This is a genomic window from Pseudomonas capeferrum (assembly GCF_000731675.1).
Classification (GTDB): domain Bacteria; phylum Pseudomonadota; class Gammaproteobacteria; order Pseudomonadales; family Pseudomonadaceae; genus Aquipseudomonas; species Aquipseudomonas capeferrum.
Genome location: NZ_JMIT01000001.1, coordinates 1690409 through 1711573, shown reverse-complemented (window position 1 = coordinate 1711573; position 21165 = coordinate 1690409). Strand labels below are relative to the sequence as shown.

Genomic DNA, 21165 nt, shown 5'->3' with positions numbered 1-21165 from the left:
CGCGGCCTGTCGTTGACTGCGTTGCTATATCCATTTCGAACCGCGGCTTTGTTTAAAGGGTTTGGCGATGCATTGCATGCCTGCGGCGAACACCCGCTTTGGGTCGATCGCTACCGGTCACGACAGACCGCTTTCGACCCAAAGCAGTCGCTGATGCAAGAAGGAAAACGTGCCTCCCTCCTACACCAGTAGACGACTGGTCTAATCTACGTTAGGCTTCGCTCACCATGAAGAAACCAGCCAACGAAATGCGTGAGCACATCCTCGATGTTGCCAGAGCACTAATGACCCACAAAGGCTATACGGCTGTCGGTCTCAACGAGGTGTTGAGCACGGCCGGAGTACCCAAGGGCTCGTTCTACCACTACTTCAAGTCCAAGGAAGAATTTGGCCAGGCATTACTCGACGTTTACTTCGACGAGTACCTGTCCCGTATCGAGCCGATCCTCAAGCAGCAGGCGAATGGTGCGCAAAGTCTTCTGAAGTACTTCCAGTACTGGAGCGAAACCCAGTATGACGAGGCCGTGGATAACAAATGCCTGGTGGTCAAGCTCGGCGCTGAAGTCTGCGACCTTTCTGAAGTGATGCGCCACGTGCTGGATAAAGGCACGTCCCGCATCATCAGGCTGATCAGCGATAGCATCGAGCGTGGTATCGCTGATGGCAGCATCGTTACCAAAGACAGCAAGGCGCTGGCCGAGTCGCTGTATCAACTGTGGTTGGGCGCATCGTTGATGGCAAAGGTGAACCGTTCTACCCAACCCTTCCAATCGGCGCTGGCCATGACGAAAAGCCTGCTCGGTTGAGCGGCTTTTTTTAACCAATTAATAGACGACTGGTCTACTTAGATGAATTTGATGGAACCACTCATGACTGATAACAGTACCCGTACCGACTTGTTCGAACCCACCCGGATGGGTGCCATCGAACTCACCAACCGCATCGTCATGGCACCCGTGACGCGCAGCCGTTACGCCGAGGATGGCGTGCCCAATGAACTGCATGCTACCTACTACGCTCAGCGCGCCTCCGCTGGCCTGATCATCGCCGAGGCGACCAACATCAGCGCCCAAGGCCGTGGCTACGCTGCGACGCCCGGTATCTGGAGCGCAGAACAAACGGCTGGCTGGAAGAAAGTCACCGAAGCTGTGCATGCCAAAGGCGGCAAGATCGTGTTGCAGCTGTGGCATGTCGGCCGCTTCTCAAGCGTCGAACTGCAGCCTGACGGTCAGGCACCGGTAGCCCCCTCTGCGATCCGGGCCGAGGGCAATACCTACACGGTCGACGGTTTCGTGCCAGTGTCCACACCGCGCGCGCTGGAAACTGACGAGATAGCCGGTGTTATCGAGCAATACCGAGTTGCCGCGCGAAACGCCATGCACGCGGGGTTCGATGGCGTGGAAGTGCATTCTGCCAACAGCTACCTGCTCGATCAGTTTCTGCGTGACTCTACCAATCAGCGCACCGACCAGTACGGTGGCTCGATCGAAAATCGAGCACGCCTCACCCTTGAAGTCACCCGCGCGGTGATCGAGATATGGGGGAGCGACCGGGTCGGCATCCGACTTTCACCGGTGACCCCGGACGCCGGTAACACACCTCCCGACAGCAACGTCATGGGCCTGTTCGGTTACTTGGTGCCCGAGCTGAACAAGCTCGACCCGGCCTACATGCATTTCGTGGAAGGCGCCACTGCGACTAGCCGCGATATCCCTGCGGGCGTTGATATGGATGCCCTCAGCGGCCTGTTCGCAGGGCCCTATATCGGTAACAACAACTACGACCTGGAAATGGCCATCGAGCGCCGCGCTCAGAACAGGATCGATGCAGTGGCCTTCGGCCGCTTGTTTATCTCCAACCCAGACCTGGTTGAACGCCTGCGCCATGGTGCAGAACTGAGCACCGCTCCCAGAGAGAGCTATTACGGCGGTGGGGCCAAGGGCTACACCGACTGGCCGAATGGCAACTACTGAAGCACCCGCAGTGGTACAGCGTTAACCGTCACAGATGCCCAGTTGGGCGTGAGACATGGCATTCGTGCAGGCGACTGCGGGGCTGCTTCTCGCGTAAACGGGCTGGCGCTTCCTAAATCTCACAACAGGGAAAAACACCATGAGCAACCCCACCTATGTACAGGAATACAAAGCCATCGTCGAAGTGCTGAACCGGTACAACGAAGGCGGCAAACAGGCCAATAGCAGCATCATGAAACCAGCTTTCAGCGGGCAGGCGACCATCTTTGGCGTGGATGCTGACGCCAAGCTGGTCGGCGGACCGATTCAAGGCCTGTTCGACACCATCGACAACCCCCCTTTCCGCCCGTCCCCCGAGGCTATGGGCGTGATCGTCAGTATCGATATCGTTGGCACCGCCGCCAACGCCCGTATCGACACCAACGATATCTCCGGTTTCTGCTTCACCGACTTTTTCAACTTACTAAAAGTCGAGGGTAAGTGGACGGTGGTCAGCAAGATCTACCACACCCACATCGCGCCCTGAACTGCGCGCTTCCGGGCTCCCGGTCCTCCGAAACCGGGCAGTCTTTCGGCGCATCATGCGTCTCCCAGCACCTGGGTAGCTAACCATGAGCAAAAACATCAAGACCGTTGCCATTGCCGAATGTAGTGCTTACGCCATGATCACATGCACGAACCGAGGCAGATATCTGGGCCACTCGGGTAAGGCGCCAAGTCTTGTCATTTGCCAGGGCTTGAGGCAGGGTCGATACCACTGACATCTCTGCCAAAGGAGTCACCCCATGTCGACGCTTTATCCCAGTATTGATCCTGAGGGGCTGGTCGAGTACTCGGTGGTCTACACCGACCGCTCGCTCAATCACATGTCACAGACATTTCAGGGCGTGATGAAGAACATTTCCAAGACCTTGAAACAGGTCTATGGCGCCGAAGCTGTTGCGGTAGTGCCGGGCAGCGGTACATTCGGCATGGAGTCGGTAGCGCGACAGTTTGCCACCGGCCAGCAATGCCTGGTGATACGCAACGGCTGGTTCAGTTATCGCTGGAGCCAAATCCTTGATACGGGCAACATCCCGGCGGCCACCACGGTGCTGAAAGCCCGACCGGTCGACACCGGGCGCCAGGCTGCCTACGCGCCCCCGCCGCTGGAGGAAGTGCTGGCGGCCATTCAGGCGCACAAGCCTCAGATTGTCTTCGCCCCCCACGTTGAAACCTCGTCAGGGATTATCCTGCCCGACGAGTACCTGCGGGCCGTCGGCGACGCCGTGCATGCGGTGGGTGGCCTGTTCGTGCTGGACTGCATCGCCTCTGGCACGCTTTGGGTTGATATGCAAAAGTGCGCAGTCGACCTGCTGATCAGCGCACCGCAGAAAGGCTGGAGCGCCTCCCCTTGCTGTGCCCTGGTGATGCTCAGCGCATTGGCCCTCGAGCGCATCGAGCACACGCAGAGCAGCAGCTTTGCCTGCGACCTGAAAAAGTGGCTGCAGATCATGCAGGCCTACGAACAAGGCGGACACGCCTACCATGCAACCATGCCCAGCGATTCGCTCGCCCGATTCAACGACGTGATGAACGAGATGCAGGCCTACGGTTTCGACAAGGTCCGCGACGAACAACAGGCGCTGGGTGATCGGGTGCGCGCCATGTTGACCGGTAAAGGTTTCAAGAGCGTGGCCGCAGCCGGCTTCCAGGCCCCAGGCGTCGTGGTCAGCTACACCGATGATGCCGACATCAAGAGCGGCAAGAAGTTTGCCGCTCACGGCCTGCAGATAGCCGCCGGCGTGCCGTTGCAATGCGACGAGCCGGCCGACTTCCAGACCTTCCGCATCGGCCTGTTCGGGCTCGAAAAACTGCACAATATCGAGCGCACGGTCAGCACCCTTGAGCAGGCACTGGACGAAGTGATGGCGAACTAAGCCATCAACCTCCTACCGTAAGGTGAATTTCAGGAAGGTAGCCTGCCAGGGTTACGGAGCGGCATTCGCTTCGTACGGCAGTGTTGAGCGCAGCAAGCTGCGAAGTGGCCCATAGCAGTCACCTTTATGCCGGGGCCGTTTCGCGGCCCATCGCCGGCAACAGAGCTTTGGGTCAGGTCCGCCTTGGGTCGAGAGCAGCCGGTCCCGGCTGGCCGCTTTCGACCCATAGCAGCCCTTTGAAGTGAGCAACTCACGGCGTTGGTTTCCCAGCGAATAATGCCGGTAGTTTCTGATCAATCCTCAAACGCAGCCGTAATTGCGGAGGAAAGCCCTAGCCAACATACCATTGAAGTCCTCCAGCTTGCTGAGCCTCCACGCTTCCCCGATGCTGATGAATTCACGATTAAGATACCCTGCAAATTCAGTGTTTATCAGGGAGCGGTCCATTGCCAACACGCCCCACTCTTCGAAAGCACTTTCATAGGCAAGCCATTCATGGGTCGGGCTGAATACCAAGTGCGGCAGTTCCAGCGGCGTGTTTGGTGGGCGGAATGATTGGCGCTGAAGCTCAAACACACTCTCCTCTGTGGAGCTACCATCGAACAGCCTGCCTGTGCAATCAGGGGTACCCCATGAAAACAGAACTCCCATTCCACTTGAGAATTGCCGATGGCTCTCGATCAACAGACTTTCGAGCAGGCCCAAGTCAGAAAGAAGCGACCGTTCAAAGAACCAATAATCTAGGTTTGGCTGAAGGAAGACGCGCGCGGGAAGGTCATTCGTGATGTCGAGTTTCAATGCCAGCTTCTGTCCGATGCGTTGGCAGTCCTCTGGGGCGATGGTAAACAGCATCGGCTTCTCCTGAACTAGGGCATTCGATTGTACACCTAGAGCCGCGCTTCCCGGCGATGGGCCGCTAAACAGCCGCAAGATCCAAGTGTCGGCTTTGGGTCGGTTAGCGACGGTCTGCCCTTGACCGTCGCTTTGGATGGTCAGACCTCCGTCTGCTCTGCCATCTCCAAGGCATCGTCGACCTCAATCCCCAGATATCTGACGGTGCTTTCAAGCTTCGTATGGCCAAGCAAGAGTTGGACTGCCCTCAGATTCTTGGTTCTACGATAGATCAACGAGGCCTTCGTTCGCCGCAGCGTGTGGGTGCCGTACAGCGCCGGATCAAGGCCAATGGCTGTCACCCAGGCTTTCACTATTCGAGCGTATTGCCTGGTGGAGAGATGATCTGAACCGTGTAGCCGGCTCGGAAACAGACAGTCCTCGCTACGGAGATGAGCCTGATGCATCCAGGCTTCCAAAGCCATACGGGTTTGCTCGGTGATCTCAAATTGCACTGGATGGTGAGTTTTCTGCTGCATCACGATCGCTCGTGACGACACATGCTCTCCATGGGCTACGTCCCGTACACGAAGCTTGGTTAAGTCGCAGGCTCGCAGCTTGCTGTCGATTGCCAAGTTGAACAACGCCAGATCCCTAGATTTCTCCGCGATCTGGAGCCTTACCCGGATGGCCCAGATATCTCTGAGTCGGAGCGGAGCTTTCTGCCCGACTAGCTTTCCCTTGTTCCATGGGCGATGGGTGTAGATAGCAGCGGTTTTCATGGGTTGTCCTCCGCGTTAGGGGAGAACAAGGGTGAACTCGATACGGTGGACGGTCGCTAACCGACCCATTGCGGCCGTTCACAGATGCCTGCTATCGGCTAGGAGTGGACACTCTAGGCGACCCAATTTTTCTGGAGATATCTTCGTCAAATGCGATGGATTTCGATCTGGAGCCCCTCATCCTTATCGGGCGGCTGAAAGTAGCTGGTGATCAGATCAAACTCTGCGTCGGTCGCAGCAAATTCATGTTCGGCACGGCGGTTACGAATATGCAATCTGCTTCGACAGACATCGTCGTGTACCTCGATGTAGTGAACGCAATGGGCAACCTCGGCCGCGTCAGCCAGGCCCCGCAACCATTGCCGATCCTGGAGAGTGTTGGCAGGGAAATCCAGGACGACTGTCACCCCGGCACGCAACACATCAGTGACGAGCGGGCCCACCACATCTCTAATCTGACGCGAGAAGCGTACGTAATCGGTTACTGACTTGATTTGGTCTGGGTAAAGCTTTGAGAGCCAATGATCCTCGCTTAGCAGAATCGCCGACAGTTCGGTAGCCAAACTTTTTGCCAAAGTTGATTTGCCGGATGCAATCTTGCCAGACATGAGATGAAGCACTGGTGTGGGCATGGGGACGTCTCCTTGTCGAGCCCAGATGATGCTCATTGAATAGCTTCGAAGCAACCAGCGGCCACCCACTGTCTATATTGGGTCCATAGGAGCCGGTGCCGATTGCCTTCTCTCGACCCATTGCAGCCTGCTAGCACGGACGGCCTTTCAGGCATGCTTGATTTCGGTTTGCGCGTCAGCCATGCAGCTGGTGTGGCAAACTCTCTCTTTTTGAAGAAGCCTTGAGAGGAGCACATGGTAATTCGACGATTCAGAATCGGGGATGAGATTGCGCTGTTCCGTGTTTTTTACTCTGCCATACATGACATCGCGTCACTCGATTACACTCGAGATCAAGTCGATGCCTGGGCTCCTGCCGATCTTGATCAAACGCTATGGGCGGAGCACCTTCGAAACCTCCGCCCGTTCGTGGCTGAGGTAGACGGGAAAATTGTGGGCTATGCCGACATTCAATCGAACGGTTACATCGACCATTTCTTTGTGTCGGGTACTCATCCTCGGCAAGGAATAGGCACTTTACTCATGAACCGTATCCATGAAGAAGCCAGGTTACTTGGCATTGATGAACTCACTTCAGACGTCAGCAAGACGGCTGAAGCGTTCTTTGAACTGCACGGTTTTCATGTCGTGCGGCGAGGATTTCCGATCCGCCTGGGCGTAACGCTTCAGAATGCATTTATGCAGAAAAACCTGAAATGCGGCGCATGAATGCCCCAGATCAAATGCGACTAACTGCATTCGCCCCGTTCAGACCTTCGTGACAGGAAACAACCAGTAAGAATTATTATTCCAGTAGCTTAGCGAAGCTCTGGTCAATGCATACTTATTGCTGGCAATGTCCTTTTGACGGATGATCCCGAGAGACTTATCCTGCGCTTATAGAGCTCGAATGAAAAATAGTTATGGACAGTGTTAAATTTGAAGAACCTATGTTTGATCAGTATCTGAAACGATGGGGACTGACAATCGACGGTGATGCTTTCGTCTCGCTGAACGGCAATCTACTACCCGTTCGCCAAGGCAATGTACCCGCCATGCTTAAAATCTCACAAGAGCCGGAGGAACAAGCAGGCAGCCAGCTCATGGCTTGGTGGGCCGGCGACGGTGCGGCGCCTGTGCTGGCCCACGAGGGTGAAGCTTTACTGATGAAGCGCGCGCAAGGCTCGGCCACGCTCATCCAGATGGTCAATAGTGGCCGGGATGACGAAGCCATTCGCATCCTCTGTGCGGTAGTAGCCCGTCTCCACATACCGCGCCCCAAGCCCATCCCTGAACTGGTTCCGCTCGTGCAATGGTTCGAATCGCTATTGAGTGCGGCAGCTACTCACTGCGGCATTCTTGAACACTGTGCGGGGGCGGCACGCGAGCTTTTGGCTGCTCCACGCGATGTCGCAGTACTTCACGGCGATATCCATCACGGTAATGTGCTTGATTTCGGCCAAGCTGGATGGCTTGCCATTGATCCCAAGGGGTTATGCGGCGAGCGCGGCTTTGATTATGCCAATATTCTCTGCAATCCCGACGAAGCAAGCGCGCTTGCACCGGACTGCTTCGCACGACGTATAGCACTCATCGCAGATGCTTCCGGTATTGATCGCCGAAGGTTGTTGCAATGGGTGCTCGCATGGACAGGATTGTCGGCAACCTGGATGCTCGAAGACGGTGCCGAGCCAAGAAGCAGGCTTGAGTTGGCAAAGTTAGCAGCTACGGCACTCAATATCAGCTTTTAGGTTGCAGAATGAGTTATCGGCCAATAACTGTAGATCTCACTTCATTAACCCCAGCATATGAGCGCGGGAGATGAGTATAAGGATATAGGTTGCGGGCGTCTGCTGTCGCCCCAAAACAGACGTATACATAAGTATGTAAGCTCCCAGGCGATTTATTGGAATTGGTGAGATGGCACAGGAGAGCATGGATTGATAGAAGTTCGCAGAGCAACTGTAGACGATGCTGAGGCGTTAGGTGTGATTGGTCCTGCTGCTTATGCGGCAGCATACCATTACCTCTGGAGCGACTGCGTAGCTCTAGTGTTGTGTTTCAGAAATACCACTTAAAATCATTTGCCCAGCGCTCGCGCCGCGCGAGCGACTGAGGCAAGGATGTCCTCGGCCTTCTTGTGCCACCGAAATGGCTTCGGGTTCTGGTTGTAGGTTTCCAGGTAGTACTCGATCGACGCCTCCAGATCTTTAACGCTGACATGTGCCTGCCGCTTGATCCACTTCTCGCTCAGCGTTGAGAAAAACCGCTCAACCAGATTCAGCCAAGATGCCGAGGTCGGCGTGAAGTGGATGTTGTAGCGCGGTCGCGCCGCAAGCCACGCCCTGACTTTGTCGGTCTTGTGAGTCGCGTAATTGTCCATGATCAGATGGATCGGCATATCGGCAGGCACTGACACATCGATCTCCCTTAGGAAGGCGAGAAACTCGGTACTGCGATGTTGTCGTTTGAGTCGGCCAATCACCTCACCGGTTGCCACATCCAGGGCTGCGAACAGCGAGGTCGTTCCGTGTCGTTTGTAGTCATGTGTGCGGGTTGCTGGGTTACCTGGGGAAAGCGGTAGGCCCGGCTGCGTGCGGTTCAGCGCTTGGATCTGGCTCTTCTCATCAACGCAAAGCACCAAGGCTCGTTCGGGTGGGTTCAAGTAGAGCCCAACGATGTCGTGAACCTTGTCGACAAACAACGGATCAGTGGAAAGCTTGAAGGTCTTTTCCAAGTGCGGCTTGATCCCGAACGCGTGCCAGATGCGCATCACGCTTGCAGGAGACAGGCCCGTCTCACGACTCATCCGTCGCGTGCTCCAATGACTGGAGTCGTCGGGCTTACCTTGCAGTACTTGGTTTACCACTTGCTGAACTTGCTCATCGGAAATAGTGCGAGGCCGGCCAGAGCGCGGTTCATCGTTCAGCCCCAGCAGCCCCAACTTAGAGAAGCGCTGACGCCACCGCGAAACCACATCCTTGCTCGTGCCTAAGCGCTGAGCGATGTCATTGCCTGATTCGCCTGCGGCACAGCCGAGAATTATCTCTGCGCGCAGGCGGGCATCCTGAGCGCCTTTGCGAAGTTTGATCCGGCGTAGCAGTTCCGACTTTTCAGTTTCGGAAAGGGTAATGACGGTTGCTGGTCGGCCCATGTCGATGCCCTTGGAGAGTTGGCTTCTACAGAGCCTAGCTCAGATTTTCAGTGGTATTTGTGAAACACCACACTAGGTACGGGGTCGCGTTTGAAGGGCAGCTATGGGTCGATAACGGCCCGTCATGCACGCCAATCGGCCCGCAAAATACCGTAATCGACACGCGCGGACTCAAGGGCTTGTTCCAATGACAACAGGCGAGGCTATAGATTATCTACTGACATGAACAAGCGTTGCTGTCTCTCTGAGCGGTGCTGAGCGGTGCTAGTCTCATTTCACCAACCACCCATCCACGCCTCACTCAGGAGGATGTATGTCAGTAGAAAAAGTAGCAATAGTCACTGCCGGTGGTAGCGGCATGGGAGCGGCAGCAGCACGTAGACTGGCTGCCGACGGCTTCAAGGTCGGTATTCTTTCTTCCTCTGGCAAGGGGGAGGCCCTGGCGCAAGCGTTAGGCGGTATCGGCGTAACCGGCAGTAACCAGTCAAACGAAGATCTGCAGCGCCTCGTCGATGCAGTCATTCAGAAATGGGGCCGTATCGATGTGTTGGTTAACAGCGCCGGCCATGGCCCGCGGGCACCGATCCTTGAGATCAGCGACGAAGACTGGCACCTGGGTATGGAGACCTACCTGCTCAACGTCATTCGCCCTACGCGATTGGTGACGCCGTACATGCAGCGCCAGAACGGCGGTGCAATAATCAACATTTCTACTGCATGGGTGTTCGAACCAAGCGAACTCTTCCCTACCTCGGCAGTTTTCCGTGCCGGTTTGGCGTCGTTCAGCAAAATCTTTGCTGACAAGTACGCCGCTGACAACATTCGCATTAATAACGTGCTGCCGGGTTGGATCGACAGTCTCCCTGCTACCGAGCAGCGTCGAGAAGGTGTGCCACTTAAGCGCTATGGCACGAGTGAGGAGATTGCCGCCACTATCGCCTTCCTGGCGAGCGAAGGGGCAGCCTACATTACCGGCCAGAACATCAAGGTCGACGGCGGCCTTACCCGCAGCGTCTGAGCCTCCGGGCCGCACCCCGTTCGCGGCCCTTTTTCATTTTTGGGCGATTGCCATGCTTGATCTGATATTGACCAAGGTATGGTCGGATTTATCTCTACCTGTTGGCGGTATTCCCAATCCCTTTCGCTTGATGCAACTGGCAACCGTCAATGCTGAAGGGCAACCCAAGGTAAGCACTGTGGTCTTGCGCCATGCGGATGAATCTACGAAGTCGATCATCTTTTATGCGGACAAGCGGTCGGCAAAATGCGCGGAGATACTTGCCGAACCTAGAGTCGGCATAACCTCCGTCGACCCATCCGGCAAGCTTCAGCTGCGGATGGAAGGCCGAGGTGAACCTGTGTCGGATGTTTCGTTACTTACCAAGCACTGGGAGCAGGCACGAGGAAGAACTCAAGCACTCTTTCGCCATGGAAGCATCCCCGGTGAGGCGATCTCTGCACCTTCATCAGCCTATGAAACGCACCTGGAGGGTTTCGAAAACTTCGCGTTAGTGACTGTCCACCTGAGAAAAATTGAGTGGCTCGACCTTACCCAGGATATCCACCAGCGGGCACGCTTCATTCTGCAAGGCGAACATTGGCAGGCGGGTTGGATCGCGCCCTAAGACAGGATCAATTTTGATGAGCAGAATGGGGCAGGGCAAATAGCTGGCCAAGGCAGCTGATCTCGTTGTGCGATGTTTGGAAAGTCGAAAGCAGCCACTCGCGATTGGCCACGTTCGACCCTAAGCTGACAGCTCCCCAGTCGCACAGCAGTTCGATGTCAGGCAAGTCACTTGTGTCAGCTGCTCATGCCAATACCCCGCAGCCGAGACGCTGCAGGTTCGCGCGCAGCCGATGCGCTGCACACGCACATTGCCGATTCATTGCGCGACCCACTGTGCAACTGAGCAGCGCGCTACCAGTCCTGCGAATGCGGTGCTGGCCCTGCCAGCGCCGGAAATAGCGGCAGTACCTCTTCTGCCAGTTCTTGAAGGATGTCCTGGGCCGGGCGCCGCGCCATCTGCACCCCCAATGCTGCATGGTTGACCCCGGCCTCGCGCCACTCGCCGAGCAGGTCGATCAACCCGTTGCGCCCGGTGCGCAGCACGTAGCCGCCTTGCAGCGGTGTACGCGGGAAGTTCGGGTCGTCGTCCAGGTCGATCCATTCGTTGGTCATGTGCGGGCGGAAACCACCGCCCGGTATCGCTGCGCGCCAGGCGCGGATTTTTTCGGCCAACCGTCGTGGTCCAAGCACGTTATGGGTGGCGTCGGGGTAAGTGAGCCAGCCATCGGCGTGTTCGCCCAGCCACTGCAGGCTTTGGCGTGACGAGCCGGTCACCACCAATGGGATGCGCCCTGACACTGGCCTTGGCAGCAGCCGGGCGCTGCCGAGTTGGCCCAGCGGCGACTGGATCGGCCCAGGGTGCTCGGCCAACAGTTGCCGGAAGTAGTTCACGCTTTGCGCAAAGCGCTCGCCGCGGCTGTCGTGGTCCAAGCCATAGGCTGGAAACTCCACGGGCCGGTCGCCCGAGGCGATGCCCAGCACCAGGCGCCCACCCGACAGTGTATCGAGGGTGGCAGCGGCCTTGGCCAGGTCGATCGGGTGGCGCAAGGCGAAGATCGCGCTGCCGGTCACCAGGGCAATGCGCTGAGTCTGCGCGGCCAGGTAGGCCAGGTAGGTGAACGGGTCGAATACCTGTCCGGCGTCACCGAAGGCCGGGTCGAACAAGGGCACATCACGCACCCAGGCGGCGGCAAAGCCCAGGCGGTCGATGTCGCCGACCAGCCGTGCCTGCCCGGCCAGTGCCTGCATGTTGCCGTCGTAGAAACGCAGCGGCATGAAGATGCCCAAGGTCAGATGATCGGGCGCGAACATGCGCCGGTAGCCGGGGTGCTGGGCGAAGGCGCTGGCGTTGGCGCCGCAGGTGGGAGTTGTAGGGTTCATGGCCGTTCCTTGATTGAGCGATTTCATGGGCCAGTGGCCGGGGCGGGCAGGCGGATACCCCGTTGCACGGCGGGGCGTTGCTCGACCTGGCGGTACCAGCGGGTCAGGTGGCGGTGGGGGCTGAAGTCGAAGCCCACCAGGGCGGCGATGTGCAGCCAGGCAAAGGTCGCGATGTCTGCGATCGAATAGCGCTCTCCGGCCAGCCATGGCTGGGTGGCAAGCTGCTGGTCGAGGACGCTGAAGGTGCCTTCGGTAAGGCTGCGGTAGCGCTTGAGCGCCGCAGGGTTGGGCGTGGCCTCGAAGCATTCGAAGTGCACGCGCTGGCCGAGCAGCGGCCCCATGCTGGCGCTGTGGTACATCAACCAGGTGATCGCCGCCCAGCGCGGCTGCGGCGCGGGGTCGAGCAATTGGCCGCTGAGCTGTGCCAGGTACAGCAAGATGGCAGCAGACTCGAACAGCACGATGTTGGCAGCATGGTCGACCAAGACCGGGATGCGGCCTGCCGGGTTGAGCGCGAGAAAGCCTGGTTGCAAATGCTCACCGTGCTCGATGCGAACATGCTCCAGGCGGTAGGGCAGGCCCATCTCTTCGAGAGCGATGGTGGCTTTGAAGCCGTTGGGCGAGCTGTCGGTGTACAGCACCAGTGAGGGATCATGCATGTCGAATAACCTCAGGAAAACTAACGCAAGTTGTTTGGCCTGAGCGCTATGCTATGCAGATCGAGCGCGATACTAAAACGATTGCTTCTTGTGCCAGCGTTAGTTTTTCTAAATCGAGGAGTTCCATGGGTGCCGTTCTGCCACTGCTTGCCTTGCGCGCCTTCAGCGAAACCACCCGTCTGGGCAGCCTGAAGGCTGCCGCCGAGCGCATGGGGGTTACCCCGGGGGCCATCAGCCAGCAGATTCGCCTGCTGGAGGACCGCCTCGGCGTCACCCTGCTGACACGCAGCCGCCATGGCGTGCAGCTCACCGAGGCCGGGGCGGGCCTGTACCCCGGCGTTTCGCGCGGTTTCGGCGAAATCGAGAGCGCCTTGCTCGACCTTGAAGCTTTGGCACGGGCCAGCACCCTCACCATCAGCACGCAACCTTCCTTCGCGTCCAGCTGGCTGGTGCCGCGCCTCAGTAGCTTCAGCGCGCTGCACCCTGGTATCGAGGTTCGTGTCGAGGCCACCGCGGCACTGGTCGACCTGCAGCGCGAACGTGTCGACATTGCCCTGCGCCATGGCCTGGGCGATTACCCGGGGCTGCAGTCGATGCCTTTGCTGGCGCCCGTGCTGCTCCCCGTTTGCAGCCCGGCGCTGCTCGCCAGTGGGCCGGCACTGGATGAATCCGTAGATTGCCTGCAGTACCCGCTGCTGCAGGATTCCGACCGTGCCGACTGGACGCTGTGGTTGCAGGCCCACGGCTTCGAGCCTGACAGCCGCAGCCGGCGTGGGCCAAGCTTTGACGAGGAGCTGCTGTTGCTGCGCGCGGCCGCGAGCGGTCAAGGCATCGCCCTGGTCCAGGCGCAGCATGCCGAGGACGGGCTGCGTGACGGCAGCCTGGTGGTGGCCGTGGATCGGCCCTGGCCGTCACGCTTTGCCTACTACCTGGTCGCCCGCAAGGAGCAGTTGAAGCGGCCCCAGGTGCGTGCCTTCATCGACTGGATCGAGGGGCAGCTTGCGGGAAGCCGTAGTACAGGGTAAGCCGAGCATGGTCAGACGCCAGCCTGGTGGATGCAGGTGTTCAGGTCTTCAAGAAACGCCCGCAGGATCGGTGGCGGCGACACGCCGCGCCGGGTGATTACATCGAAGGGGGAGGTCAGGTCCAGTGTGCTGGCGCCGAGGCGGCGCATTTCGCCGGTCTTGACCCACTGCTCGGCGAAGTGCACGGGCAGGAAACCGATGTAGGCGCCGGAAATGATCAGGATCGCCGCTGCCTCGATGTTCTCCACGGTTGCGGCGGCCTTGCTGATGCCCAATTGCTCCAGGTCGTACTGCTGCATGTAGCCACGCACGACGATGTGGCACTGGCGAACTTCTTCAAGCAGGCGGCCGTTGGCCGCCTTGCTGGCATACAGCGGATGGCGGCGGCCACAGTAGAGCCCCAGGGCTTCGTCGTACAGCGGCAGGTACGACAGCCCCGGCACGCGCAACGGGAAGTGGCCGATGGCCAGGTGCAGCCGGCTGTCCAGTACCCGCTCTTCGAGCTCCGCCGGGGCGCCGATGTAAATGTGCAGGTGGGCATCGTGCCCGCGTGAGACAAAGCGCTGGGTGGTGCGCGGCAGGGGCGAGGCGTTGTCGGTCAGGGTGGAGTCGATGATGCCCAGGTTGAGCTTGCCGCTGATGTGCTGCTTGAGCACGTCGGCATCCATGCAGAAACTCTCCACCGCGCCTAGCAGGCGCAAGGTGGCCTCATGGATGGCCACGCCCTGTTCGGTCAGGCGAAAGCCGCTGCGCCCGCGCTGGCAAAGCTTGACCCCCAGGCGGGTTTCCAGGTGCGTCATCTGTTCGCTGATGGTCGACTGGCCGGCGTTGAGTGCTGCCTGCGCGGCGGAAAAGCCCCCGCACCTGACGATGGTGGTGAACACCCTGAGAAGCTTCAGATCGACATCGTGGAGCTGGATCACTGTGGCCTCCTGGCGGTGCTTCACATCGCTGCGTCACATCGCGCTGGCTGATATGAGCGTCCGGCCATTGTTTTTTTTCAAGCTAACCACGCACCCGTGATCACTGCAATGCCTGGCGCCTGGAAATGCCGGCGGGCCTTTGGCATTCGGGCGAATACTTCGGGTTGCCCGATGTATGCATCTGCACTTGCGCATTTTTCCGCTGTTGGCCTGCCGCCATAGTGGCTGCAACGGCGGTCGAGCAGTCGCCCCGTCTCCTGACCAGAACAATAAGTGGAGAAACCTGAACATGGCAAAGCACGGTTATGAATCCGGCCGCCTGAACCTGCCCTTCGTCGGGCATTGCACCTTCGCCAAATCGCCCATCTGCACCGACTGGGATGCCATCGACGCCGATGTGGCGATCCTCGGTGCGCCCAACGACATGGGCACCCAATGGCGCTCTGGCGCACGTTTCGGACCGCGCGGCATTCGCGAGGCATCGACCCTGTTCTCGTTCGGCCATGCCGGCGCCTACGACTTCGAAGATGACGCCACCTACCTGACCGATGACCAACTGCGCATGGTCGATGTCGGTGACGCCGATATCGTGCACACCGACATGGCCAGCAGCAATGCCAACATCGAGTCGGCCGTGCGCCAGATTCTCAAGGCCGGCGCCATGCCGGTGGTGCTGGGCGGTGACCACTCGATCCATGCGCCGGTGATCAAGGCCTTCGAAGGCCATGGGCCGATCCACATCGTGCACTTCGATGCCCACCTGGACTTCGTCGACGAGCGCCATGGTGTGCGCTACGGCCACGGCAGCCCCCTGCGCCGCGCCTCGGAGCTGGACCACATCGTCGGCATGACCCAGATGGGCATCCGCAACGTGTCGTCCTCCAACCGCGATGACTACGATGCCGCGCGCGACGCCGGCTCGCAGATCCTTTCGGTACGCGACGTGCGCCGCCTGGGTTGTGAAGGCGTGATGGCGAAAATCCCCGAAGGCCGCGACTACTACATCACCATCGACATCGACGGTTTCGACCCGTCCATCGCCCCAGGTACCGGCACACCGAGCCATGGCGGATTCTTCTACTACGAAGTACTGGAGATCATCCAGGCGCTGGCCCGGCGCAGCCAGGGGCGGATCGTCGGCATGGACCTGGTGGAAGTGGCCCCGGCCTACGACCCGGCAGGCGTGACCTCGATTCTTGCCGCGCAGTTGCTGATGAACAGCATCGGCTTCATCTTCCACGCGCGCGCCAACGCCCGCTGATCCGGAGACTGTACCGTGGACAACAAGGTAAAAGCCTACCTGCAGGCCTTCGGGGTTTCAGAGGCCGCCCAGCGTTTTCTCAGCAAGCCCCAGCGCATGTTCATCGGCGGTGCCTGGCTGGAGGCCAGTGATGGTGCCAGCGCCGAGGTCATCGAGCCGGCCACCGAGGGCGTGCTGACGCGCATCCCCATGGGCACCCCGGACGACCTGGACCGTGCGGTGCGTGCCGCCCGCGCGCAATTCGATGGCGGCCCGTGGAGCCAGCTCAAGCCGCTGGAGCGCGAACGCCTGATTCATCGCCTGGCCGACCTGGTCGAGGCTAATGGCGATGAGCTGGCGCAGATCGAGTCGATCGACATGGGCAAGTCGGTCGCTCAGGCCCGTGCCGTGGACATCCAGGGCACCGTCGATACGCTGCGCTACTTTGCCGGCTGGGCCAGCAAGATCCATGGGCGCACCGTCGAGCCTTCGCTGCCGGGCAACTACCTGGCCTATACCCGCAAGGAAGCCGTCGGCGTGGTAGGGGCCATCGTGCCCTGGAACTTCCCCCTGCAAACCATGGCCTGGAAGCTCGGCGCGGCGCTGGCGACCGGCTGCACCGTGGTGGTCAAACCGGCGGAGCTGACCTCACTGTCGGCCTTGCGCTTTGCCGAGCTGGTGCAGGCGTCGGGCATCCCCGACGGTGTGCTGAACATTGTCACCGGGCGCGGCAGCGTGGTGGGCACGGCGATGTCCAGCCACCCGGGCATCGACAAGCTGAGCTTTACCGGTTCGACCCCGGTGGGCTGCTCGGTGGGCAAGGCGGCGATGGACCAGATGAAGCGCCTGACCCTGGAACTGGGCGGCAAGTCGCCGGTGATCGTGTTCGCCGATGCCGATATCTTTGCTGCGGCCGAGGCGGTCGCCAACGGTGTGTTCTTCAACTCGGGGCAGGTGTGCGATGCCGGTACCCGTGCTTATGTCGAGCGCAGTGTCTACCCGGCCTTCCTCGAAGCGCTGGCGCGCTACACGGCGACGTTGAAGATCGCCCCGGGGCTGGACCCGGACTGCTTCATCAGCCCCATGGTGTCGCGCCAGCAACAGCAGCGGGTGCTGGAATACATCGCCCTGGGCAAGGCCGAAGGGGCGCAGGTGTACTACGGCGGTGAGCCGGTCGAGGGCGCTGGCTTCTTCGTGCAGCCGACCATCTTTGCCCACTGCAACAACGACATGCGCATCGTCCGTGAGGAAATCTTCGGGCCGGTGTTGGTAACCATGCCTTTCGACGCCGAGGAACAGGCGCTGGCGCTGGCCAACGATTCGCAGTACGGCCTGGCGGCGGCGATCTACTCCAACGACCTGGGCAAGGTCCACGGGCTGATCCCGCGCCTGCGTGCCGGCACGGTCTACGTCAATGCCCACAGCACACTCGACCCGTCCATGCCGTTCGGTGGCTACAAGCAGTCGGGCTATGGCAAGGACATGGGCGCCGAACAACTGGAGTTTCTGCTGGAGACCAAGGCGGTCTGGATCACCTTGCCCTGAGGGACAGGGCCGGCCTGCGTCGCCTGGTTTGGCGAGCGACGCAGGCAACACGAACGCATCGAATTTCAAGAACAAGAACCCGTCGAGGTGATGCCCATGAACAGCCAAGTGGATACCGAGCGTGCACAAGACCTGGAACGGCGCCTGCGCGCCTATGAAGAACTGGAGGGCAGGGCGCACTGGCCCGGCGCGCTGAAGGCAACGGACGTCATCGCCCTTGCCGTGCTGACCCTGGTCATGGTGGTCGGCGCGTATGTGCTGGGGGGCCAGCCATGAGCCGGGCCAGAGAGCAGGAATTTCGCCTGGCCGCCGAACGCGGCGACACGCCCTTGCTGCCGGGTGAACGGGTCTGGGGCTTCTGGGGCTATGCCTACGCCAACTCGGCGTTGGCGGTGGCCACCTGGGTGTTTTTGATCGGCGGTGCCACCGCGCTGTTCGTCGGGCCGTTGCAAGGGATTGCCGCGATCATCATCGGCAACATCATCGGCGTGGTACTGGCGGCATCGTCCACCTGCCTGCCGTGTGGCAAATATGGCGTCGAGCAGTTCACCTTCCTGCGCAGCATGTTCGGCGTCAATGGCAGCCGCCTGGTGTACATCCTCTCGGTGGTGATACTGACCATGGGCTGGCTGGCGGTGCTGGGGTTGATGTGCGGGCGGGCGCTGGACAACCTGGAAACCCTGGTACAGCACAGCGAGCCCGACGCCGGCGACTGGCTGGTGACCGCCGGGGCCCTGCTGGCCATCGTGCTGGCGGCGCTGGTGGCCATGCGCGGGCCCGACATGATCCGCCGCCTGAGCGCGGTGATCGCGCCCAGCCTGATCCTGATCATGCTGGCGCTGATGTACTTCATCTCCCGCCGTTACAGCTTCGGCGAACTGTTGGCGATGCCGCCTTTGCAGCCACCCTTCGAAAACCCGCACGTCAACTTCATGATCGCGGTTGAAATCAACATCGCCGCAGGGTTCTCCTGGTGGCCCTACATCGGCAACCTGTCGCGCCTGTGCAGCAACCAGCGCACGGCCTTCTGGCCCAACCTGGTGGGCATCTTCGGCGCCGCTTCGCTGGGCGAGTCGGTCAGCCTGTTCGCCGCCACCACCCTGGGCAGCAGCGACCCTACGGCCTGGATGCGGCTGGCCGGCGGCATGACATTCGGCGTCATCGCCCTGAGCTTCCTGGCGCTGGCCAACCTGACCGGCATGGTCAACATCCTCTACACCGCGGTGATCGGCCTGCGGCAACTGGCCGGGGAGCGTTTGCGCAGCCTGGGCTGGGGGGTATTGATCGGGCTGTTCTGCATCATCCCGGTGGTGATCGTGCTGTTGGCCCCGGGTATCTACGACGGCTTCTTCATCTTCCTGGTGTGGACGTCGGCACTGAACAGCGCCCTGGCCGGCATTGGCATTGCCGATTACTTCTTCCTGCGCAAGCAGCGCCTGAACCTACGCCATCTGTATGCCGAGCAAAGCGGCTCGCCGCTGCGCTTCTGCAAGGGTTTCAACCCCATCGCGCTGCTGGCGCTGGTGGCAGGCTTTGCCATCTACGTGGTGGTGTTCAACCCGCAGACCCTGGCCCATACCGACTTCTTCACCTTCGCCACCGCCTCGCTGCCGTCCTGCCTGTTGGCCGGGCTGGTGCATTACGGGCTGACCCGTCTGCTGGCTACGCGCCTGGGCTGGGGCGGCTACCCAAAGGGCAATGAAAGCACCATCGAGGCCGCAGGCCTTCGCGTACAGGACTAGAACAATGAACAAACGATACGACTACATCATCATCGGCGCAGGCTCTGCCGGCTGCGTCCTGGCCAACCGCCTCAGCGAAGACCCTGCCACCACGGTGCTGGTGCTGGAGTTCGGCGGCAGCGACCGCAGTGTGCTGATCCAGATGCCCAGTGCGTTTTCCTTGCCGATGAACACCAAGAAGTACAACTGGCGCTACGAGACCGCCGCCGAAACCCACCTGGACGGCCGACGCTTGCACTGCCCAAGGGGCAAGGTGCTGGGTGGGTCGTCCTCGATCAACGGCCTGGTCTACATCCGTGGCCATGCCTGCGACTTCGATGAGTGGGAAAGCCTGGGCGCGAACGGCTGGGGTTATCGCAACTGCCTGCCGTACTTCAAGCGCGCCGAAAACTTCAAGTTCGGCGGCGACGACTACCGCGGTGGCGCCGGGCCGCTGGCCACCAACAACGGCAACAACATGCAGAACCCGCTGTACGGCGCCTGGATAGAAGCCGGTGCCGAGGCCGGCTACATCAAGACCGACGACTGCAATGGCTACATGCAGGAAGGCTTCGGCGCCATGCACATGACCGTGAAGGACGGGGTGCGCTGGTCCACCGCCAATGCCTACCTGCGCCCGGCCATGAGCCGGCCGAACCTGACCGTCGTGACCCACGCCATGACCCGGCGCATCCTGCTCGATGGCAAGCGGGCGGTTGGGGTCGAGTACGACGAAGGCGGCCAGACCCACACGGTTCATTGCAGCCGCGAAGTGCTGGTGGCATCCGGCCCGATCGGCTCGCCGCACCTGCTGCAGCGCTCGGGTATCGGCCCCGAGGCGGTGCTGAAAAAGGCCGGGATCAAGGTGCTTCATGCCCTGCCGGGTGTGGGCGAGAACCTGCAGGACCACTCGGAAATCTACATCCAGTACGCCTGCAAGGAGCCGGTGACGCTCAACGGCAAGATGAGCCTGCTGGGCAAGGCGATGATCGGCCTGCGCTGGTTGCTGTTCAAAGATGGCCTGGGCGCCAGCAACCATTTTGAGGCAGGTGGTTTCATCCGCTCGGCCAAGGGGCTGCGCTGGCCGGACATTCAGTTCCACTTCCTGCCGGCGGCGATGCGCTATGACGGCGACAAACCCTTCAAAGGCCATGGTTTCATGGTGCTGACCGGGCCGAACAAACCCAAGAGCCGCGGGCATGTGCGGGCGCTGTCGGCCGACCCTTACCAGCACCCGGAAATCCGCTTCAACTACCTGCAAAGTGAAGAGGACCGCGAGGGCTTCCGCCGCTGCGTGCGCCTGACCCGCGAGATCATTGCCCAGCCGGCGATGGACCGCTTCCGCGGCGAGGAGCTGGCGCCCGGACCGCAGGTGCAGACCGACGAGCAGATCGATACCTTCGTGCGTGCCAACATGGAAAGCACCATGCACCCCTGTGGCTCGTGCCGCATGGGCGAGGACGACATGGCGGTGGTCGACTCGGCGTTGCGTGTGCACGGCTTGCAGGGCCTGCGGGTGATCGACTCGTCGGTGTTCCCGAGCGAGCCCAACGGCAACCTCAATGCGCCGACCATCATGCTCGCCGAGCGCGCTGCCGACCTGGTGCGCGGGCGCGAGCCGATGGCGCCGGCCGATGTGCCGGTCGGGTTGGTAGAGGATTGGCAGGATCAACAGCGCAGCCGCGCACCACGGCGCGAGGTGCGCACAGGTTGAAACATCCCTAGAACGGACTGTAGGAACCCCAGCGGACGCGCTATTGCTGTGGGAGCGGGCTCGCCCCGCGAATGGCGCGGCGCGGTGTATGGCACCGGCTTCGCCGGTATTCGCGGGGGCA

21 protein-coding genes are annotated in these 21165 nt (G+C 60.3%); 14 read left to right on the top strand and 7 right to left on the bottom strand.

The genetic code is table 11. The annotated features are described in order from the left end of the window. Positions 1-227: 227 nt before the first annotated feature. The 4 genes from PC358_RS07710 to PC358_RS07695 all read left to right on the top strand — a co-directional run bounded on the left by PC358_RS07710 (position 228) and on the right by PC358_RS07695 (position 3892). Positions 228-806, top strand: a complete 579-nt coding sequence (locus PC358_RS07710; protein WP_033698640.1) for a TetR/AcrR family transcriptional regulator — start codon at positions 228-230, stop codon at positions 804-806. Between the two features lie 63 nt (positions 807-869). Then, a complete protein-coding gene (locus PC358_RS07705) occupies positions 870-1973 on the top strand; it encodes an alkene reductase (protein WP_033698638.1) in 1104 nt (367 codons plus the stop codon). Between the two features lie 139 nt (positions 1974-2112). After that, a complete protein-coding gene (locus PC358_RS07700; RefSeq protein ID WP_033698636.1) occupies positions 2113-2499 on the top strand; it encodes a nuclear transport factor 2 family protein in 387 nt (128 codons plus the stop codon). Between the two features lie 259 nt (positions 2500-2758). Beyond that, positions 2759-3892, top strand: coding sequence for an aminotransferase class V-fold PLP-dependent enzyme (locus tag PC358_RS07695; protein WP_033698635.1), 1134 nt, complete (start codon positions 2759-2761; stop codon positions 3890-3892). 300 nt (positions 3893-4192) lie between these two features. Here PC358_RS07695 and PC358_RS07690 read toward each other — a convergent pair whose 3' ends face one another. From PC358_RS07690 to PC358_RS26995, 3 genes are all read right to left on the bottom strand, one after another. Beyond that, a complete protein-coding gene (locus tag PC358_RS07690) occupies positions 4193-4744 on the bottom strand; it encodes a hypothetical protein (RefSeq protein ID WP_033698634.1) in 552 nt (183 codons plus the stop codon). A gap of 140 nt (positions 4745-4884) precedes the next feature. Then, positions 4885-5505, bottom strand: coding sequence for a tyrosine-type recombinase/integrase (locus tag PC358_RS07685; protein ID WP_033698632.1), 621 nt, complete (start codon positions 5503-5505; stop codon positions 4885-4887). Positions 5506-5651: 146 nt separating this feature from the next. Next, a complete protein-coding gene (locus tag PC358_RS26995) occupies positions 5652-6137 on the bottom strand; it encodes a P-loop nucleotide/nucleoside kinase family protein (protein WP_077068457.1) in 486 nt (161 codons plus the stop codon). A gap of 234 nt (positions 6138-6371) precedes the next feature. Here PC358_RS26995 and PC358_RS07675 point away from each other — a divergent pair, with 234 nt between their 5' ends. Next, positions 6372-6845: a GNAT family N-acetyltransferase gene (locus PC358_RS07675; protein ID WP_033698630.1), complete on the top strand. Its 474-nt coding sequence runs from the start codon at positions 6372-6374 to the stop codon at positions 6843-6845. A 221-nt stretch (positions 6846-7066) separates the two neighbouring features. Further along, complete coding sequence (locus PC358_RS07670) at positions 7067-7867, top strand: aminoglycoside phosphotransferase family protein (RefSeq protein WP_177447968.1); 801 nt, start codon at positions 7067-7069, stop codon at positions 7865-7867. 329 nt (positions 7868-8196) lie between these two features. Here the strand turns inward: PC358_RS07670 and PC358_RS07665 are convergent, their stop codons facing one another. Then, positions 8197-9270, bottom strand: a complete 1074-nt coding sequence (locus tag PC358_RS07665; protein ID WP_033698628.1) for an IS630 family transposase — start codon at positions 9268-9270, stop codon at positions 8197-8199. 313 nt (positions 9271-9583) lie between these two features. Between PC358_RS07665 and PC358_RS07660 the strand changes: the two genes are divergently transcribed. Beyond that, positions 9584-10288, top strand: coding sequence for an SDR family oxidoreductase (locus PC358_RS07660; protein ID WP_033698627.1), 705 nt, complete (start codon positions 9584-9586; stop codon positions 10286-10288). A gap of 52 nt (positions 10289-10340) precedes the next feature. Then, positions 10341-10895 carry a pyridoxamine 5'-phosphate oxidase family protein gene (locus PC358_RS07655; RefSeq protein WP_033698626.1) on the top strand — a complete coding sequence of 185 codons (555 nt, stop codon included), beginning with the start codon at positions 10341-10343 and terminating at the stop codon, positions 10893-10895. A gap of 293 nt (positions 10896-11188) precedes the next feature. On the opposite strand, the gene PC358_RS07650 is transcribed toward PC358_RS07655, so the two are convergent. Both PC358_RS07650 and PC358_RS07645 read right to left on the bottom strand, forming a co-directional pair. Further along, a complete protein-coding gene (locus PC358_RS07650) occupies positions 11189-12217 on the bottom strand; it encodes an LLM class oxidoreductase (protein ID WP_033698625.1) in 1029 nt (342 codons plus the stop codon). Between the two features lie 23 nt (positions 12218-12240). Next, the gene (locus PC358_RS07645; RefSeq protein WP_033698624.1) at positions 12241-12876 is read right to left on the bottom strand and encodes a glutathione S-transferase family protein; all 636 of its coding nucleotides are present in this window, start codon (positions 12874-12876) and stop codon (positions 12241-12243) included. 125 nt (positions 12877-13001) lie between these two features. Here PC358_RS07645 and PC358_RS07640 point away from each other — a divergent pair, with 125 nt between their 5' ends. After that, a complete protein-coding gene (locus PC358_RS07640; RefSeq protein ID WP_033698622.1) occupies positions 13002-13901 on the top strand; it encodes a LysR substrate-binding domain-containing protein in 900 nt (299 codons plus the stop codon). A gap of 11 nt (positions 13902-13912) precedes the next feature. Here PC358_RS07640 and PC358_RS07635 read toward each other — a convergent pair whose 3' ends face one another. After that, the gene (locus PC358_RS07635) at positions 13913-14824 is read right to left on the bottom strand and encodes a LysR family transcriptional regulator (protein WP_033698621.1); all 912 of its coding nucleotides are present in this window, start codon (positions 14822-14824) and stop codon (positions 13913-13915) included. 289 nt (positions 14825-15113) lie between these two features. Between PC358_RS07635 and speB the strand changes: the two genes are divergently transcribed. The 5 genes from speB to betA all read left to right on the top strand — a co-directional run bounded on the left by speB (position 15114) and on the right by betA (position 21044). Then, positions 15114-16085, top strand: coding sequence for an agmatinase (gene speB, locus PC358_RS07630; RefSeq protein ID WP_033698620.1), 972 nt, complete (start codon positions 15114-15116; stop codon positions 16083-16085). Positions 16086-16100: 15 nt separating this feature from the next. After that, complete coding sequence (locus PC358_RS07625; RefSeq protein ID WP_033698619.1) at positions 16101-17609, top strand: aldehyde dehydrogenase family protein; 1509 nt, start codon at positions 16101-16103, stop codon at positions 17607-17609. 96 nt (positions 17610-17705) lie between these two features. Next, positions 17706-17885, top strand: coding sequence for a hypothetical protein (locus PC358_RS07620; RefSeq protein WP_033698618.1), 180 nt, complete (start codon positions 17706-17708; stop codon positions 17883-17885). Next, positions 17882-19351: a cytosine permease gene (locus PC358_RS07615; RefSeq protein ID WP_033698617.1), complete on the top strand. Its 1470-nt coding sequence runs from the start codon at positions 17882-17884 to the stop codon at positions 19349-19351. Before PC358_RS07620 ends, PC358_RS07615 begins: the two co-directional genes overlap by 4 nt. A 4-nt stretch (positions 19352-19355) precedes the next feature. Next, the gene (gene betA / locus PC358_RS07610; protein WP_033698616.1) at positions 19356-21044 is read left to right on the top strand and encodes a choline dehydrogenase; all 1689 of its coding nucleotides are present in this window, start codon (positions 19356-19358) and stop codon (positions 21042-21044) included. The last annotated feature ends 121 nt before the right edge of the window (positions 21045-21165 follow it).